At 68.5% G+C, this 17771-nt stretch carries 14 protein-coding genes; 10 read left to right on the forward strand and 4 right to left on the reverse strand.

Translation table 11 applies throughout. The annotated features are described in order from the left end of the window. Positions 1–269 precede the first annotated feature (269 nt). The 7 genes from L3i22_RS20720 (at position 270) to L3i22_RS20750 (ending at position 7560) form a co-directional block, all read left to right on the forward strand. On the forward strand, positions 270–794 hold the full coding sequence (locus L3i22_RS20720) for a PadR family transcriptional regulator (RefSeq protein WP_221328605.1): 525 nt from the start codon (positions 270–272) through the stop codon (positions 792–794). Beyond that, on the forward strand, positions 791–1519 hold the full coding sequence (locus L3i22_RS20725; protein WP_221328606.1) for an ABC transporter ATP-binding protein: 729 nt from the start codon (positions 791–793) through the stop codon (positions 1517–1519). The genes L3i22_RS20720 and L3i22_RS20725 overlap by 4 nt, the downstream gene beginning before the upstream one ends. Further along, a complete protein-coding gene (locus L3i22_RS20730; RefSeq protein WP_221328607.1) occupies positions 1516–3711 on the forward strand; it encodes an FtsX-like permease family protein in 2196 nt (731 codons plus the stop codon). Before L3i22_RS20725 ends, L3i22_RS20730 begins: the two co-directional genes overlap by 4 nt. Before the next feature lie 416 nt (positions 3712–4127). Further along, positions 4128–4511: a lactococcin 972 family bacteriocin gene (locus L3i22_RS20735; protein WP_221328608.1), complete on the forward strand. Its 384-nt coding sequence runs from the start codon at positions 4128–4130 to the stop codon at positions 4509–4511. 69 nt (positions 4512–4580) lie between these two features. Further along, the gene (locus L3i22_RS20740; RefSeq protein WP_221328609.1) at positions 4581–5594 is read left to right on the forward strand and encodes a hypothetical protein; all 1014 of its coding nucleotides are present in this window, start codon (positions 4581–4583) and stop codon (positions 5592–5594) included. After that, positions 5591–6913, forward strand: a complete 1323-nt coding sequence (locus L3i22_RS20745; protein WP_221328610.1) for a hypothetical protein — start codon at positions 5591–5593, stop codon at positions 6911–6913. Before L3i22_RS20740 ends, L3i22_RS20745 begins: the two co-directional genes overlap by 4 nt. 2 nt (positions 6914–6915) lie before the next feature. Continuing rightward, complete coding sequence (locus L3i22_RS20750; protein WP_221328611.1) at positions 6916–7560, forward strand: ATP-binding cassette domain-containing protein; 645 nt, start codon at positions 6916–6918, stop codon at positions 7558–7560. A gap of 101 nt (positions 7561–7661) precedes the next feature. On the opposite strand, the gene L3i22_RS20755 is transcribed toward L3i22_RS20750, so the two are convergent. Beyond that, a complete protein-coding gene (locus tag L3i22_RS20755; protein ID WP_255658441.1) occupies positions 7662–10853 on the reverse strand; it encodes an AAA family ATPase in 3192 nt (1063 codons plus the stop codon). Between the two features lie 254 nt (positions 10854–11107). Continuing rightward, positions 11108–12271, reverse strand: a complete 1164-nt coding sequence (locus tag L3i22_RS20760; RefSeq protein WP_221328613.1) for an MFS transporter — start codon at positions 12269–12271, stop codon at positions 11108–11110. Between the two features lie 142 nt (positions 12272–12413). Between L3i22_RS20760 and L3i22_RS20765 the strand changes: the two genes are divergently transcribed. Continuing rightward, positions 12414–13382, forward strand: coding sequence for a phosphatidylinositol mannoside acyltransferase (locus L3i22_RS20765; RefSeq protein WP_221328614.1), 969 nt, complete (start codon positions 12414–12416; stop codon positions 13380–13382). A gap of 66 nt (positions 13383–13448) precedes the next feature. Here the strand turns inward: L3i22_RS20765 and L3i22_RS20770 are convergent, their stop codons facing one another. Together L3i22_RS20770 and L3i22_RS20775 are read right to left on the reverse strand one after the other, a co-directional pair. After that, complete coding sequence (locus L3i22_RS20770; RefSeq protein WP_221328615.1) at positions 13449–14090, reverse strand: hypothetical protein; 642 nt, start codon at positions 14088–14090, stop codon at positions 13449–13451. Between the two features lie 59 nt (positions 14091–14149). Next, positions 14150–14719 (reverse strand): RICIN domain-containing protein, encoded by a 570-nt coding sequence (locus L3i22_RS20775; RefSeq protein ID WP_221328616.1) that lies wholly within the window; start codon positions 14717–14719, stop codon positions 14150–14152. Positions 14720–14873: 154 nt separating this feature from the next. On the opposite strand from L3i22_RS20775, the gene L3i22_RS54380 reads away from it, so the two are divergent. Together L3i22_RS54380 and L3i22_RS20785 are read left to right on the forward strand one after the other, a co-directional pair. Continuing rightward, the gene (locus L3i22_RS54380; RefSeq protein WP_221328617.1) at positions 14874–16544 is read left to right on the forward strand and encodes a tetratricopeptide repeat protein; all 1671 of its coding nucleotides are present in this window, start codon (positions 14874–14876) and stop codon (positions 16542–16544) included. A gap of 314 nt (positions 16545–16858) precedes the next feature. Then, the gene (locus tag L3i22_RS20785; protein ID WP_221328618.1) at positions 16859–17620 is read left to right on the forward strand and encodes a hypothetical protein; all 762 of its coding nucleotides are present in this window, start codon (positions 16859–16861) and stop codon (positions 17618–17620) included. The last annotated feature ends 151 nt before the right edge of the window (positions 17621–17771 follow it).

Below are 17771 nucleotides of genomic sequence, written 5' to 3' on the forward strand. Positions count from 1 at the left end.
CCTGCCGTCTCCATCGATCGAACATCATCTAGATGTTTCGTACGGCTCACGTCGCCGCGAGCGGCCGTTCTCGCATGTGGACCGTCGGCTCCGCGTTCGGGGAAAGCGCGGCCACCGCGATCCGCAGCACCACCTCTTCCGCCCGTCGAGCGGGTGCCCACTTGCAAAACCCGGTTTCCCCCCAGCACTGCGAGGTGGCTGGACAGGCGGTCCGGCACACCCGTCGCACGGAAGGTTCCGCATATAGATACGGCGTGTATAGTGGCGCCGTGGACAACACGACTGCGCTTCTTGGCTTGCTGGGGACCGGTGCTAGCTACGGCTATGACCTGAAGAACAGCTACGACCGCTGGTTCGGCGTCAAAAAGCCACTCGCGTTCGGGCAGGTGTACTCAACGCTGATGCGGCTGAGCCGAAACGGCTGGATCGAGATGATCGGCGCGGAGGCGGGGTCCGGACCGGACCGCAAGCGGTACGAGATCACGCTGGCCGGCCGTAGCCGTGTCCAGGAGTGGATGTTCACGGCCGAGATGCCGTCCGAAACCCTGCAGAGCAACCTTTTCGCCAAGACGATCATCGCGCTGCTGCTCGGCGACCCCGCCAACCGCGTGCTCGACCTGCAGCGCAGCCGACACATGGCCGAGATGCGCGAGCTGACCAAAGAAAAGCAGGGCGCACCTCTGGAGACCGTGTTCGCGTGCGACTACGCGCTGTTCCACATCGAGGCCGACCTGCGCTGGATCGATCTGGCCGTGTCGCGACTCTCCGAGCTGCAGGCGGCGGTGGCGAGATGAGTGAGACCGAGGTGATGGGCGTGCCGTCGCTGGGCGCCGGAGGACGGCGGGCGCCGTTGCTGCGGGCGCGCGGGCTGCGGCTGGCATTCGGGTTGACCGAGGCCTTGCGCGGGATCGACATGGATGTGCATGCCGGCGAGATCGTGGCGATCACCGGACCGTCGGGCTCCGGCAAGTCCACCCTGCTGCACGTGCTTGCCGGTGTGCTGGTGCCTGACCACGGCACCGTCGACTACAAGCAGGTCAGGCTGACCGCGCTCAACGAGGCGGACCGCTCGCGGCTACGGCTGGGCGAATTCGGGTTCGTATTTCAGTACGGCCAGCTCCTGCCAGATCTGTCCGCCGTCGACAACGTGACGATTCCACTGCTGCTGGGCGGCATGAAACGTCGGGAAGCGGTGCGCTCGGCGCGCGCGTGGCTCGATCGGCTCGGACTGGCCGAACACTCGGGCAAGCTGCCGACGCAATTGTCCGGCGGCCAGGCACAGCGCGTCGCGGTGGCCCGCGCGCTGATCACTGAGCCGGCCGTGCTGTTCGCCGACGAGCCGACCGGATCACTGGACTCCCTCGCTGCGGAGAAGGTGATGCTCGCGCTCACGCAGGCGGCGCGGTCGACCGGCACCACGGTCGTGCTCATCACTCACGACCCGCGCACGGCCGCGTACGCCGACCGGGCAGTGGTCGTCCGCGATGGGGAGATCACTTTCAAAGGGCCGACGGAATGAGTCTGTTTTCGCTGGCGAGGCTGGTGACGGCCGGTGGCCGAGGTGCGCGGGGCCGGCTGGCCGGCATGGCCGGGGGTGTCGCGGTCGGCGTCGCCTTGCTGCTGTTGTTGTTGAGCGCCTATCACGGCCTCGCGTCGCGCACGGAACGCTCGACCTGGACCGCGTTGGACCTCGGGGTGGCGGCCAGACAAGTCGGCGACCCCGCAGCGACTGCACCAGACGACGACACGGTGCTGGCGTCGACCACCTCGGACTACTTCATGGGACGCACGATCACCCGGGTCGACGTCGCCGCCCCGCCGACCTCGACCGTGACCGTGCCCGGGGTTGGTCGCGCTCCGCGGCCCGGTACGTACTACGCGTCGCCGGCGTTGACCGCCCTCATCGACGGCCATCCGGCCAACGAGCTCGGCGCCCGCTACGGCACGCGGGCAGGAGTCATCGACGACGCGGGACTGGCGAGCCCCGACTCACTGGTCGTTGTCACGGGAACCGCGGCCGGCGTCCTGGACCCGGCGCGAGGCGGCAGCGCGTCGGGCGATTCCCAATTCGGCGTCTGGTCCGTCGCCGGGTTCCGTGGCTCCGCATATCCGAGCATCGCCTATCGAACGGTCGCGATCATCGGAGCGATCGCCATCCTGCTGCCGATCCTGATCTTGGTCGGAATCGTTACCCGCCTCGGAGCGGCCGAACGTGCCGAGCGTTTCGCCGCGCTGCGCCTGATCGGCGCCACCCCCCGCCGGGTCGCCGACATCGCCGCCGCCGAGACCGGGGTGACCAGTCTCGTCGGAGCCCTTGCGGGCGCCGCCCTGGCTTGGTCGCTCCTTCCGGTGGCCACCAGGATCGAGGTGGGTGACGGCCGATTCTTCCGTACGGACCTGAGCATGGCAGCCATCCCCGTGATAGCCGTCGTCACGGGCGTTGTCGCCGTCTCCACCGCTGTCGCGTGGGTGCGCACCAATCGCGCCGGGATCGGGCCGCTGGGCGCGAGCCGGGAACAGTCCGAACGCCGTCCCACCGCCCGCGCTGTCGTACCGCTGGTCGCCGGCGCGGCGCTGATGCTGGGCGTCACGCTCAAGGCAGTGCTCGGCTCACCGTTCGACCGCACGGATGTTCTCCTCGTCATGGGCTTCTTGTTGGTCTCGCTCGGACTGGTGACCTCCGGACCAGTGCTGACATTCTGGGTGGCGCACCTGGCGGCCCGCACGGCCCGGAGTACGGCCGGAGTCATCGCGATGAACCGGATCTGCCGGCATCCACGGGCTACGTTCCGTGCGGTCAGCGGCCTGGTCGCAGCGGTCTTCATGGTTTCGGTGTTCTCCGCGGCCGTCACCGCCGTCGCCAGCGAATCCGCCCGCGCTGATAGCCCCGACCTGTTGCCCAAGTCCACACTGCTCGCCCACCTCGCCACCCGGCCGGCCGAGAAGGAAGCGGCGATCGCGCAAGCCTCCCAAGTCGCCGGCACCGCCGGAGTCACGGTCGCAGCGATCGGCTACTACCACCCGGAGGAAGGAGTCGTCTTCACCGCGTCCGACGCCGCACGGCTCGGGCTGCCAGTGCCCACCGGAGCCGGCTATGTGCGAGTCGTCAGTGATTACTTCGAAGGCGGACCCCCGGTCGTCTCGGCGACGGCGGCTCCCCGCACCACCCCGGCAGTTCTCCTGGTCGCCACCGATGGCACGGCGGGCTCGATCGAACGCGCCCGTACCGCGATTCTCGGCAGCGGACTGCGCCTGGCATTGCCACCGACGACCCGTACCGACCTGGCGGCCTCCGCGCTGGAGACGACGGCGAACCGCTACGCCGGCCTGGCGGGACTGGGCGTGCTGGTCGCCACCATCATCTCCGCAGTCTCGCTGGCGGTATCGACCATCGCCGCCATCCTCGACCGCAGGCGGGTGCTCGGGCTGCTCCGACTGATGGGCATGCCCGCGTCAACCCTGCGGCGTGTCATCTTCGCCGAGGCCGCGCTTCCGCTCGCCACGGTCTTCGCGCTCTGCGTGGGGCTCGGGTTCTTGGTTGCCTGGTGCGTGGTCGCGGGACTCACCGAGGGACGCCGTACCGTTTCCTGGCCTGACCAGTCGTATTTCCTCGCCTTGGTCGCGAGTCTCCTACTCGCCGCCGCCGCGGTCGCGGGTACCTACCGTGCGGCGCGCAAGAACACTGAACTGTCAACGACCCGCTTCGATTGATCGGGCCAAATACTGATCGACCTCGCCTTGCTGATCACCGGCGGCGGGCAGCGATCCGCGACATTGATGTATCGCGCCGCCAGAGCGTGGTGTTCGGGCCGATCTCCTCGAAACATCGGATCATTGCGATCCCGGCACCCGGCCGACCCCGTATCAGCCTCGACCCTACGACCAAGAAACGCCAGGAGACCACGACTGTCGCCTCGACAGACGGCCTGCGACCATACTCGGATCAAACCCGTCCGCATTGATCAATCAGATTAATCGATCAATAGAGCAGTCGGGCCGGCCCGTCGGCTCGTCACCAATAAGTCATTGTCGATCATCAATCCCCTCTTGACGGCGTTGGTGAGATTCGAGATAGTCCCCTATGGACGTCCGGACACCACAGTCTCAGCTAGAGAACGGGGAAAATCTTGCTGATCAACCGCACGTCGCTCAAAGCCGGAGCCAAGAAGACCGCGGCCATTGCTTCACTGGCCGGTTTTATCCTGGTGGGATCCGCCTCCAGTGCGCAAGCCGCCTCTGGCGGCGGCGCGTTGCCGACTTCGTCCGGCGGTGTCTCGCCCGCCGCCTGTTCGCAGGTTTCGGGCGGCACATGGTGTCGTGGCTCGGAGGCCAGCGGTGTTCTGAAGCACTGCTACTCCAACTACTCGCACCCCACCAACTACCACAGCTCGACCACGGTCATGGGCTCGGCCACGGATAAGGGCTACGCCAATGCGGGGTACTTCTCGTACTCCGGCGCAACCGGTGGATGGGCCTACACCTGCTACGCCTACTACAACTCCAACGCCTGATCTTGGCATGACGGCGGACTAAAGCCACATCGGATCCGGTGACGACCGGGTCCGATGTGGTTTCGTTACATGGCAGCTCTGACATCGGGGACGCTACATTTGAGAGCCATATTCACCTGTCTTTTAGCGGGGATCTTTCTGGCCACCGGATCGGTCGTCTTCGCGGACAAAGTCTCGGATGAGCAGGTGCACAGCGAGATCGCGGCGAGCCGGATCGGCGTCCCGTTCATCTGGCCGGACGGCAATCGCGCGGCCGATCCGGAGGTTGCGCTACGCATTCTTGCCGAAGCCAGCGAGGCAACCGCCTCCAACGTGTTACGGACAACGGTCGGCACCGCCGCGTCCGGGCGCACCCAGATTACCCACTACATCTTCATGAGCCGCAACCGAACCCGCCTATTCGACGACTTCACGCTCGGCGATGGCCGCTGGCTGACTCCCGCCGAGTCGCGCTCGTCGGAGGCGACCGTTTCCTCGGCTCGCGTCGGCAGCCTCGGTAACGTCGGGGTGCCCGCAGTCGTCGCGCACCGGTACGACCTCACGTTTGCGCCACTGCGGCAGGCCTTCGACTCACTACCGACTGTCGGACAGTACGTTATCGAGCCTCCTGACCGAGCCATTGTGAGTCGTTTTCTCGCCATTGTCCGCAAGCTACTGATCGAAGCGGGAGTGCAAGGCCTGACCATGGATGATTTGACTGCGGTCCACGTCCAGGCGGTACCCGGTGGTACGAGCCCGGAAATCCTGGCGTACGTCCTCGCCGGCCTGGCCACGCTGGTCGCCACGACCCTGGGCCTGCGGGAAGGAAAACGCATCGGTGTGCTGCGATTGATGGGTCACTCGGGACCGCGTATCTGGTACCTGGTCGTGGGGAGACTGCAATTGAGCTCCACCACCGTCGCCCTATGTGCATGCCTCGTCGCCTCGTCCGCAGTTGCCGACGTCGATGTCTCATTTCTGCGCACCCTCGGGGCCGCGCTCGTCGAGGTGGCGGCGCTCGGCTTCGCAGCCACGGCCGGCGTCGGACTCCTCCTCATCCGGCGCATCCATATCGTTGACCTCGTCAAAGGAAGCCTGCAGTGAGCACTCCGACGCGTACCAGGAACCCCGCTTCGGCGCGAACCCGTGGCTTCGGTGCGGCGGTCGCGGTGTCCGCGGCGGCGAAGGCCCTCTTCGGAGCACTGCTGGCTGTCCTGCTGGTGGTAGCGTGGCAGCAATTCGACAATCTGCGAGAACAGCAGAGTCTGAATGCGGGCTGGAAAGACCTTTCGGACTATGCCGTCTTCTATCCGCTGGCGGTGGGCAACGACCGCGACAATCTGGCGTCCGGAAGCGACGAGTTGAGCATCGCCATAGCGCGCGACCTCTACCCTGCTCTCGACAAAGCCGGGGCTTTGTACGTCGATGCCATCAACTACGTGCCTGACGCGCCGAAGCAGCCCGTGCCGCCGTGGCCGACCAGGCCGATTCGAGTGAACACCAACTATCTTAAAAAATACCCGATTCTGGACGAGTCCGGGAAGCCGATCTCCATTGATGACTCTGAACAGTCATGGGTCGTCGCCGTGCCCATTCAGTTCAAGTCACGGGAGGCGGAGTTCAAAGCATATTTGCAGGAGCAGCGAACGGGTGGCGAGAGGGTACAAGGTGCCGTTCAGGCGTACGGCAAAATGCTTGGCGAACCTGCACCGGCACAGTTTGCCCACCAATCGGTTCGCATCGTGTGGATGGCACCCGGCCAAGAGGTTTTCAGCTTCAACTCGCTCGTGAACCCCGACGGCGGAAACATGATTGAGGATCCTGTAATCGAAATCATGACGCCAGCGAACAGCCTTTTTGTTGATCGGCTCAACGCGATTCCCGGCGCACTGAACCCACCCTTGAAGGTTTTAGTCAATGGCGATCCCCAGGCTGTGTTCCGCGATGTCACTCCCCAGTTGAAAGAGCTCAAACTCGACGACAATCTGCAGCACCTCGTGAGCGGCTACGAAGCTGTGAACACGGAGAACGCCAAGGTTCGCAGCGCCATAAACTGGCTCGCGGTGTTCGCCGGCGCGGCCTTGGTCGTCATGCTCCTGCTGAATGCCACGATGGTGCTCATCGCGTCCGACCGGCAGCGGAAAAGGATCACCGTGCGCCGGCTGCACGGCATGGGAGTTGTACGGTCCTACCGGGAGTTGTTCACTTTTCTTGGGGTGGCGGCATTGTGGCAAGCCATCTTGGCCGGCGCGCTTCTCGGCATACTGATGGCCTTGGGGGTGACGGCTGGTGCCGCCCTGAATCCCATGCTCATGCTTGTGGTGGTCATCGTCGCATCGCTACTGCTCGAATCCCCGTTCTTGCTCGTGCTCGTCAACGTGACGGAACGCCGGAATGCGGTCCGACGACTGAAGGAACTCTAGCAATGGACTACAGTGTCGAACTCCTGGGAATCCATAAGGACTACGGCCACCGACGCATCCTGAACGACTTTACCCTTCAGGTGAAGACCGGGGAAATGCTGGCATTGATGGGCCCGAGTGGGGCAGGAAAATCGACGATCCTGAACATGGTCGGGCTGCTGGACTCCCCGGACGTCGGCGAGGTCCGCGTGATGGGAGGCAAGGCGCCTCGGCCGCGCAGCCGTGCCGCGAACCGAATGCGGCGCCTGCACCTGGGATATCTATTCCAAAACTTCGCCCTCATCGATAACGAGTCGGTCCAGTACAACCTTGAAATCGCATTCGTTGATTCAACCCACCGTAAATCGAAGGGGCGAAGCATCGCGGCGGCGCTCGACCACGTCGGGTTGCCGGGATCGGAGAATCGGAAGGTCTCCTCCCTTTCTGGCGGCGAACAGCAGCGAGTCGCTGTAGCGCGGCTCCTGCTGAAGCCATGCGATATAGTCCTGGCTGACGAACCGACGGGCTCGCTTGACAGCGAAAATAGTGACATCGTCATCGGCCTGCTACGTGGGCTCAACGAAGCGGGCAAGACCGTCATCCTCGCGACGCACGACGACGATGTCGCCAGAAGATGCACCAACACGGTGATTCTCGCAAGAGAATAGCGATCGCTGTCCCGGAGAAACAGATTCTGGGCCAACCTGGCCAAGGCCGTCGAGAAGACAGTGATCGCCCACAGCGGCTGCCGGCGTGAGCTGCAGTTGAACTAGGGCTGCTGTTCAGGGAGCGTCTCGAGGTCGGCCAGGAATCTCTCGGCGCGGCGGGCGAAGAGGTGGGCACCCCGCTCGCCAGACCGGAGGCGGGCTTCGTCGGCGGCGGCTCGTACGACGCCGAGGGGTTCGCCGCGGGCGTGCAGCAGACGCGCGCGCAGCAACAGCAGCAATCCTTCGGCATAGCGCTGGCCGTGGGCCTGTATGGCCTGGTCGGCCTGGTCGAGGGCGGTCGCGGCGCGGTCGGGTACGTCGGCCGCCAGCCACATCTCGGCGACCAGTCCGTACCAGTAGGCCAGGCCCCATCGTGGCGGGTCGCGCAGGGTCGCGGCCAGCAGATGTTCGGCCTTGGCGGCGTTGCCGGCCGGGTCGTCGCCGGTGAGGGCGCGGGCCCAGTGCCAGTCCAGCCGGATGTAGGCCTCCTGCGCGACGCCGGGAAGGTCGGCGTCGGCCGCGGCCCACCGCTCGGTCGCATGCATCGCCCAGGCCGCGTCACCGGCCATCGAGGCCGCCATCGTCTGGTAGCGGGTCCAGCCCGACATCTCGAAAGTGTCCCCCTCGGCCTGGTACACCGTGCCGAGCAGGGACCGCCCCGTCTCGGCGTCGCCGTGCAGCGCGGTGATCACGGCCAGGTAGCCGAACCACTCGTCCGGGATCCGCCAACGCCCGAGGTCGTGGCGGCGTCGAATCGGGGCACCCCCGAGCTGGCCGGCGAGGTGGTACAGGCTCTGCTGAGCCGGCCCCGGGTCCGGGTCGGCCGAGTTCGCCAGCAGCGAGGCGACGCCGTCCACGGTGGTATTGCTCAGCCAGCTGAAACACTCATACGCCGCGCTGATGTCGCCGATGTCCCAGCTACGCAGCCCCCAGGCCTGCTGGCCGTACGCCTGGATGATCGGGTCCTCGGACGCCTGGCCTTGTTCGTAGAGCCGGCGAGCCCACCTCCCACGGTCTTTGTCGGTGTTGACATAGGCCCCGGTCATGCGAAAGAAGAGGAACTCGGCGGCGGCCGTCTCGCGGCCGAGCTGGCCGGCGAGATAGGCGCCCCGTTCCAACAGGTCGAATGTCGAGCCGCCCATTCCCGGGGGCTCGACGGCGAGCAGGTTGAGCAGCGACAGGACGGACAGCTCCAACTCCAGCAGCCCCGCCGTGCGGGCGATCCGGATTGCCGACTCCAGGTTGCGGTAGGCGGCTGCGAACGCGAGCTTGGTCGCCGCGCGGCGCCCGGCGCGCGCCAGTGCCTTCGCGGTGCGACCCGGGTCGGCCAGCGGGCCGGCGCACCGCAGGTGGTAGGCGAGACGTTCGGCGACGGACTCGTCGTCCGGATGAATGTGTTCGAGGGCGTCGGCCACGCGCAGATGTAGCTGGACGGCATGCTGCTGCGTGGTGGTCTCGGTGACCGACTCGCGAACCAGGTCATGCGCGAAGCGCCACGAGAACGGATCTCCCGGCCTGGTCTCCAGGAGACCGAGTGCCTGCAGGGGTTCGAGGCGTTCGAGGCAATCCTCGATGTCGACGCCGCTCGCGCGGGCGAGCAGGTCGAGGTCCACATCGCGGCCGATGAGCGCGGCGACGCGCAGCAGGCTGTGAGCGCGGTCGTCGAGACCGGCCATCCGATCGCGGACGACGTCTCGCACGGTGGCCGGCACTCCGGTCCGGGTTGCCGCGCCGCCGTCGCTGAGCAGCCGGGACAGCTCCTGGACGAAGAACGGATTGCCGGCCGTGCGGACATGGATGTCGCGGGCGACCTCGGCACCGGGATCGTGGCCGGTTTCGCGGCGGATGAGCTCGCTCACCTCGGTCAGGCCGAGTGGACCGAGCCGGATCCTGCGGTGGTCGGCCTGCCGGCTGACCTCGGCGAGCACCCGCGACAGGCTGGAGCCGGGGGTGGGTGCGCGATCGCGCAGCACACCGATGATCACCGTGCCGGCGGGTAAGCGGCCCGCCAGGTGGCCGAACAGCTGGAGCGAGGCAGCGTCGGCCCACTGCAGGTCATCGACGATCAGCACCATGGGCCGTAGCGCCGAGGCCTGCCCGACGACGGCGACGACCTGCTCGAACAGTCGGAACTGCGCACCGCTGTCAAGAAACGACGGCTCGGCCGCATAATCGCCGTCTCGCGTTTCGAGGAGGCCGGCGACCTCACTGCCGAGCCACTTCTCCCGCTGCGGCGCGGGCAGACTGTCGAGAATCGGGCGGAGCGTCTGTTCCCAGGGCCACATCGACGGTGTTCCGTCGCCCTCCAGACACGAACCCCACACGACCAGCGCGCCACGCCGGCCGGCTTCGGCGGCGATCTCTCGTACCAGGCGGGTCTTGCCCACGCCCGGCTCGCCTTGGACGATGCGGCGCGTGGGGCTGCCGGCAAATGCCAACTCGACGGATTGCCGCAACAGGGCGAGTTCCTCGGCCCGGCCGACCAGCCCGTCTGCTGTACGACTCGCCGCGCCGTCACCCCCCTCGTCCGTGCGCACCACGGGTGGCGACGCCGGGAGCTGCGACAGCACTCGCACGTGTGCGTCTTGCAGGTCCGGGCCGGGATCGATGCCGAGCTCGTCGGCAAGGCGGGCACGGACCTCGCGGAACAACGACAGTGCCTCCGCCTGACGTCCCGCTGCCCCGAGGACGCGGATGAGGCCGGCCTGGACGGGTTCGTGCAACGGCGCCATCGACGCGGCCATCCGCAACGCCGCCAGCACCCGTGCCGGGCTGTGCAGCGACACGGCCAGTTCGGCCGCTTCAGCGCACGCGGCGTAGAACTCGTCGTCGATGCCGGCGAAGATCGGCAGTGCGGTCGACCGGTGCGTGAACCCGTCGCCCGCATGGCCCCGCCAGACGCCGAGCGATTCGACATAGCGATCGAGCGCGAGTTCCCGGCGCTGTTGGGCGAGGGCGTCCTTGGCCGCCTCGACGAGTTCTCGGAAGATGACCAGATCCAGGGTGCCGGGGGCCGCGGTGAACAGGTAGGCGTTTCCGCGGCGGTGCAGGTAGGAACCCGGTGAACGGGCGGGAACCGCGGGTTCGAGCAGCCTGCGCAGCGCGCCGACGTACTTCTGGATGACGTTGAGTGCACTGCTGGGGGCCTCGTCGTCCCAGATCAGGTCGGTCAGCTCGCTGGTGCTGACCTGCCTGCCCACCCGAGCCAGTAGCAAGGCCAGCAGATAAGCCTGTTGCCGGGGACCGGCATCCACTTCGACACCGTCGTACCACACCCGCAACGGGCCAAGGACCTGAAGGCGTACGAGAGCTCCACCGGTCGGCCGGTCTTCGTTTCCCGGCCGGACCGGATGAACGGGTAGGGCCACGCCGACTCCCAGGAGAAACGACAGACTACCGGCTGATCGAACGCCAAAATCGCGATGGTAGCAGCGCGAACCTGCCAGATCGTGGGGAGCCGCAGCTCGGCGGCCGCAGCCGAGTGCCCGAGCCGCCGCGGGCATTGCCGTCACCCGGCTCGCGAGCGAGGCAACCCGGCCATCCCGAGCGTGACCAGCGCGAACACGGTGACGGCCGCGCAGACCAGAAACACCGCGCCGTAGCCGAACCGGGTCGCCGAGCCGACCGCGATGATCGGCCCGGCCACGATCGCGCCGACGCGGCGGGTGTTCACGTACAGCCCGGAAGCCAGCCCCGGACGCGGAATGATCTCCTGGAACAGGGTCAGCCCGACGCCCGCGACCGCCGCGAAGAACCACGCATTGAGCACTTGCAAACCGATCAACACCACCGGACCTTTCGCGTACGGCATGGCCAGGTAATAGGCGATGCCGGCCAGGCAACCGGCCGCGATCAGAGCGGTCGCCGAGAAGCGGCGGCTCAACCGCCCGATGGCCAGCAGCGCCGGGATCTCCAGCGCCGCGGCCGCCCCCAGCGCAAGGCCGGCCCACGCGACGTCGAGGCGCATCCGCTCGGCGACGAACAACGCCATGACCGACACGACGGCGCTGTTGGTGGCCTGCAGCGCGACGAAGACGACCAGGATCGTGGCGACCCGGCCCCGGGGCATCGGCGCGCGGCCACCGCCCGCACCGTCGCGGATCGGGGTCGATACCGGACCCGCACGCAGCAGCCCGGCCGTCGCGGTGATGGTGAGCACGGCGACCGCGGCCAGCAGCACCAGCACCGCCTTGGGCCCGGATCCGGTGAGGACGAACGCGGCCAGCGGCGGCCCGGCGACCCAGGCGAACGAGACGACCGCCCGGGTACGGACCACCTCGGCCGCATCGGCGCCACTGTGCTTGAGGTGGGCGAACAGCAGCGAGTTGCCGACCCCGGCCGGGCCGCCGAGCACGACCAGGGCGCACACCGCGGCCGGCAGCGACGTGATCAGCGCCAGCAGCGCGGCCAGGGCGAGCGTGAGCACCGCACAGGCCAGCATCGGCCGTACGTAATCGTGGTTTTTGTCCGCGTAAGCGGGCAGGATCAGGGACGCGACGAAACCACTGGCGTTGTAGACCGCGAGCGCGCCCCCGACCTGGGCCGCGGACGCGCCGAAAACACCGGCGAGCAGCACCGCCAGGACCGGGTTGAACAGGGCGAACTGCAGACCCCAGAGCAGCGCGGCGGACGGGACGAGCAGCCGCCGGCGAGCCGCCACGAGATGATCCATGCGGCCGACGGTACGGCCGGGGGCCCGCCGCAGGGAGGTTCTGCCAGTACCGGTGTCCCGCTCAGGCCGCGGCCGGGACCTGAGGAAAGGTCGAGCCGGGGCGTGGATGATTTTGCCGGTGCGGGCGTGTCACAGTGACCGCGTGAACGTCAAAGACCGGTTCATCGCGGGCGGTTACGCGGCCGCCTGGTCATTGATCAGGGCCATGCCGGAGAAAACGGCCTACCGCCTGTTCGACCGCATCGCCGATCGGGTCTGGAAGCGGCGCGGCCCGCAGGTCCTGCAGTTGGAGGCCAACCTGCTCAGGGTCCTGGGCAAGGACACCACGCCGGAGTCGCTGGCCGCTACGTCGCGCAAGGGGATGCGATCGGCGATGCGGTACTACTGCGAGGCCTTCCGGCTCAACGGCTGGGACCGGCGCCGCCTCGTGGACAGCGTCGACATCGCGGACGAAGACCGGGCACGCCTGGCCGAAGCGGTCCGCCCGGAGCGCGGCGCGGTGCTGGCGCTGGGCCACACCGGAAACTACGACCACGCCGGGGCCTGGCTCGTCGCGACCTTCTCGATCGGGTTCACCACGGTCGCCGAGAACCTCAAGCCCGAGGCGGTCGCCGAGCGGTTCTGGGCCTATCGGCGCAAGCTCGGCATGGAGGTGCTGCCGCACGACGGCGGACCCGCTGTCTTCGGAACCCTGGCGCGGCGGCTGCGCGAGGGTGGCACCGTCTGCCTGGTCGCGGATCGCGACCTGGGCGCCTCCGGAGTCCCGGTGGACTTCTTCGGCGAGACCACCCGGATCGCCGCCGGACCGGCGGCGCTCGCGGTGCAGACCGGGTGCCGGGTGTATCCGGCGAGCCTCTGGTATCCGGGCCCGGGCCGGCTGGGGATCAGAATCCACCCGGAGATCCCGGTGCCGCCCGACGGCACCCGGCGGGAGAAGATCGCCCGGATGACGCAGACGCTCGCGGACGCCTACGCCGAGGGGATCGCCGCGCATCCCGAGGACTGGCACATGCTGCAGAAGTACTTCCTGGCCGACCTGGATCCCGGCAAGCCGCCGGCACCGGACGGGCGGCCGTCGCCGAGGGGCCACGATCAGGACAGCCCGGTCTGATCCGCCTCGGCGGCCCGGTCCGCCGGGTGCGGCTCGCACCCGGCGGATCCCCCCGTCATCCGGCGGTCACCACCGGATGGTCCATTCCTCCCAGATGCCCGGGGATGTCGATCGGGCCCTGAGCATCGCGTACTGGCTGCCGGTGTAGTCCAGCTCGGCGGCGACGTAGAGCCGGGCTGCGCCGTACTGCATCCGGTGCGCGTCACCGCCGCCGGTCCACACGAACGACTCCCATTGACCGATCGAGGTGGACCGGGCCCGCAGCATGCCCTTGCGGCTGCCCGCGTAGTCGAACTCGGCCGCCACATACCGGTTGTTGGTCGTGGCGAGCAGAGCGACGGTGGTGAACCCGTCCTGCGAGCAGAGGCGGAAGTCCTCCCACGGTCCGACGGAATCCGCCCGGGCACGGAGCATGGCGTAGTTGGTGCCGGTGTAGTCCTTCTCCACCGAGACGTACTTCAGATTTCGGGACGACTGGAGCGTGACCTGCTGCGGCAGGCAGCTGACGGCGGCCACGCTCGGCGACCGGCCGGCACTGCCCGCCCGCGCGTCCGCGGGCGTCGCCACCACGGCCATGACGGCCGCGCTCAGCACCGCGACGAGAATTCTGCCGCTACGCACGATGCTGTCCCGGGTGGTGTTCGCCCGATGCTGCGATGACGTTCCGTTCGAGGTCGCGCCGGCGGCGCGGGGCATGGTTTTTCGCATGTGATCCTCCGATGGATGCTCGATTCGTTGCCTGGGTGACGGGGGAGTGAAGGGGTTGGTCAGCCCCAGCGCTGGCGGCTGCTCGCGGCGGCGCAGGTCGCGGTTCCGCGCCGGGGTGCCCGGATGTCGTCACCCACGTCGCGCAGGCAGCGCCCGGTCTGCTTGTTCTCGAAGCCGATCAGGCCGTAGGCACGGCTGATCCACCACTGCTGGTTGTTGCCGCCGTTGCACGAATGCCCGTACACCGCCTGGGTGTCGTTGTTGTCGAGGCAGAGTCCGGTCGCGACGTTGCGGAATGTCCGGCTTCCGTCGCTGTTGGCGATCACGTCCCAGCTCTGGAACGATCCGCCGTTGCAGGCGAGCGGGTAGATCTCGCCGCCCCCGTCGCCGTCGAGGCAGTTGCCCGTGTAGGCGTTCTTGTACGTTTCCGAGGCAGCCTGAGCGGGCGCGGCCACGGTGAGCGCCGTGGCGACAGCGGCGAGAACAACCGCCGTTCTGCCCATTGTCGTGAGGCCCTTGCGCATCTTCGGTTCCTTCCCGTTGCGGTGATCGAGCCGGATGTGGTGCCGGGATAGACGCTGACCGGCGGCAGCCAGGCGGTGGAAGAGCTGCGGGATGAGGTCGAACAATGGGCGTGTTCGCGCAGGTCAACGAATTGTTCGACGGCTGCGGCGAACAATGCTGCGGAGGTCGGCGCGCGACATTTGACGGGCAGGCGACATCGGTACATCGCGCCGAGGGCTAAGATTTACGTCGATCAACCCGACGGTGGGGGGCTGTCGCGTGGCCGAGATCCCTGACGTTTCGCGGCGGGGACGTCGCGAGGACCTGCTGGACGCCGCGTTGCCCGCGCATCGGCTCGCCTTCGCCACCCGGCTCCGCGAGCTGCGGCGCGAGTGCGGCCAGCCGCCCTACCGCACGCTCAGTCGGCTCGCGCACTGCGGCTCGGGCTCGCTGTCCGAGGCCGCGAGCGGCCGCAGATTGCCGACCTGGGAGACGACCCGCGGGTACGTGACCGGGTGCCTGCGCCACGCCGGCCGGGAGAGCGAAATAGACCGCTCGCTGCCCCGGTGGCGCCGGCTGTGGGAGGACACCGAGGTCCGCGACAAGGCGCACCGCCTCGACCTCCCGGCGACACCGGTGCCCGCGGCGGCTGCCCCAGCGGCCCCGGGGCGCGGCCGATCACGACGGCCGATCGCCGCCGTCGTCGCCGTACTGGTGCTGATAGCGACCATGGCTGCCAGCGGCGCGAGGCCGTCCGCACCGACGGCCATGACCGGCCTGTTCAACATCCTGATGGTGCCGTTCGAAGGATTCCCGGCCACGGCCGGCGGGCTGGAGCGCACGCTGGCCCGCGAGCTGGAGCAGTGGGCGCGCGGCGAGACCGCCGTGCAGACGCGTGGCCCGGCCCAGGTCGCCCGGGTGGCTGCCCGGGACGCACACGCCCGAGAACTGGCCCTGACCAGGCTCGGCACGGACCACAACGCCGACGTCGTGCTGACCGCTCTGCTGCGACCGGACGGCGACACCTGGACCGTGGTGATCGACATCGTGCTCACCGAGCGGGTCTTCGCCGAGACGCCCGAGTTCGTCGGCCGCCACGAGCTCACCCTGACCGAGCCGCCCGATGTGATCCGGGGCAACCTCGAGGTCAACCAGCAGTTGGCGGACGATGCGGTCCGCTACGTGCAGGCCGTGGTGGCGTTCGTCCGCGGGCTGGGCCGGTACGCGCTCGACGACTATCCCGGCGCCGAGCGTGAGTTCCGGACGGCCGACGGCGGGCTGGCCGAGCCGGTCCGGCCGATCACCGGGCACGCCGCGGTGATCCTGCTGATGCTGGGCAACGCCGTCGGCCGCACCGGGCGGTACACGGAGGCAGCGGAGACCTTCCGGCGGGCGTTGGCGCGCAGCCCGGGATACCCGCGCGCCACGATCGGCCTGGCCGAGGCGCTGCGGGCCGGAACGACCTGCGGCACGGGCGACGACGCGCCGCTGCGGCGCGCGCTGGAGCTCTACGAGCGGGCGCTACCGGCCTCCGGTGGCGCCCTGATCGAGATGAAGACGCGGCTCGGGCTGGGGCTGGCGTACCAGTGCCTGAGCCTGGGCGCGACACCGCACTGGGCGCAAGCCGACGAGCAGTTCGCGGGGGTGCTGCGAGCCCACCGGGGCTGGGCAGCGGGCGGGGAGGCGCGCCGGCAGTCGCAGCGGCTGGCGGCGGAGGCCAGAGCCGGGCAGGCCCTGACGGCCTGGCGCACCGGGCACCTGACCGCCGCCGCGGCAGCCTACGAGGAGGCGGTGAGCATGCTGCACGCCATCGGCGTGGTCCGGCCCACCATCCAGGACCGTGAACGGATCTTCCTGCGGAACCTGCGCGACACGTACCTGGCGATGAACGCGACCCGTCAGGCCGAAGCGGTCAACGCCCGGCTGATCCGTGCCGGCGGGGTGCCATGATCCCCGCCCGTGTGGTGCGCCGCGCCGCCGTCCCGGTGCTCGTCATCCTCACCGCCGCAACCGCCTTCGTGATCCAGCGGACCGGCGAGCATCCGGATCAGCGGTCGCCCGCCATCGAGGCCCGTACGCCCCGGCCCACCCCGCCCGGCACGCCCACCGCGTCGCCGGCGGCTACCCCCGTGGCCTTCCCGTCCTCCTCCACCGGCAGTCCGGCGACCTCTACCGGGAGTCCCGCGACTACCGGGAGTCCCGCGACGCGAACGTCGTCGCCGTCGTCGACGGGGCCGGCACCGCCTGCGAGATCGACCGGACCGGTGGCACCTCCCTCGCTGGCCCAGTCCGCTTCCCTCGACGGCCTCCTGCAGCAGGAGGGGCCCGTACCGGAGGGCGTACCTGCCCAGCTCGACCTCTTCATGGGTGGTGGACCGACCTGCTCGGAAGTGCCGTCTTCCGATGCCCGCGTCACGGTGCCGTCCGAACCTGTCGTGATCCCGAGCGTGCCGGTCTTCTGCCTCAAAGGCTTCGACCCGCAGCACAAGGTGACAGTCGTCGTCACCGCACCCGACGGCACCAAGGACACCGTCACCGTCCCCGCCCGGGCGCGGCACTACGACGGGCTGTACTACCCGGTCCGGCCCGGCAGTCAGGCGGGACGCTATCGCGTACGAGCCACCCAGGGCTCGACGACAGCGACCGCCCAGTTCCAGGCCGTCCGGGCAAGTAAGCCGCATCTGTGGATATACCCGAGAAACGCCGACGTGGGCGCCACCATCGACGTGTACCTCGGCGGCTTTCCCTCCGGCCGCCCGGCCGATCTGCACCTGTACGTGTGCCCACAGCAGATCTACCGGGCCACCTTCACGGTCGCGGTCGACGCACGAGGCGAAGCCCACCTCGCCCTGCGGACCACCGCCACCACGGAGCCAACCTGCTACGCCCTGAACAGCCCCCTGGTATACCTCCCACCGGACCCGCCCGACATGCCGCACAGCCCCGACAACCAGCTCTTCTGGCTGCACGCTCCCAGCCCGCCCGAACAGCCACCCGACTGCGAGTCCGCGGCGCTGCGCTGCTGAAGGGACGCCACCTACACGGCCACGACCGGCTCACTGTTGTGGTGCGCCGCGGGGTCCTCGACGCGACCACAGCCGGACCCGCCAGACGGGCGAATCGCGGTAGATCCCGACGACATCTACATCCTGCCCGGCGACGGCGACAGCTACGCCG

It is taken from the genome of Actinoplanes sp. L3-i22, assembly GCF_019704555.1.
In the GTDB taxonomy this organism is placed as follows: domain Bacteria; phylum Actinomycetota; class Actinomycetes; order Mycobacteriales; family Micromonosporaceae; genus Actinoplanes.

What these genes read in the sequence shown, in the direction of transcription:
- L3i22_RS20725 (WP_221328606.1), top strand. Translation starts at nt 791, where the DNA reads ATGAGTGAGACCGAGGTGATGGGCGTGCCGTCGCTGGGCGCCGGAGGA.
- L3i22_RS20730 (WP_221328607.1), top strand. Translation starts at nt 1,516, where the DNA reads ATGAGTCTGTTTTCGCTGGCGAGGCTGGTGACGGCCGGTGGCCGAGGT.
- L3i22_RS20740 (WP_221328609.1), top strand. Translation starts at nt 4,581, where the DNA reads ATGGCAGCTCTGACATCGGGGACGCTACATTTGAGAGCCATATTCACC.
- L3i22_RS20750 (WP_221328611.1), top strand. Translation starts at nt 6,916, where the DNA reads ATGGACTACAGTGTCGAACTCCTGGGAATCCATAAGGACTACGGCCAC.
- L3i22_RS20760 (WP_221328613.1), bottom strand. Translation starts at nt 12,271, where the DNA reads ATGGATCATCTCGTGGCGGCTCGCCGGCGGCTGCTCGTCCCGTCCGCC.
- L3i22_RS20770 (WP_221328615.1), bottom strand. Translation starts at nt 14,090, where the DNA reads ATGCGAAAAACCATGCCCCGCGCCGCCGGCGCGACCTCGAACGGAACG.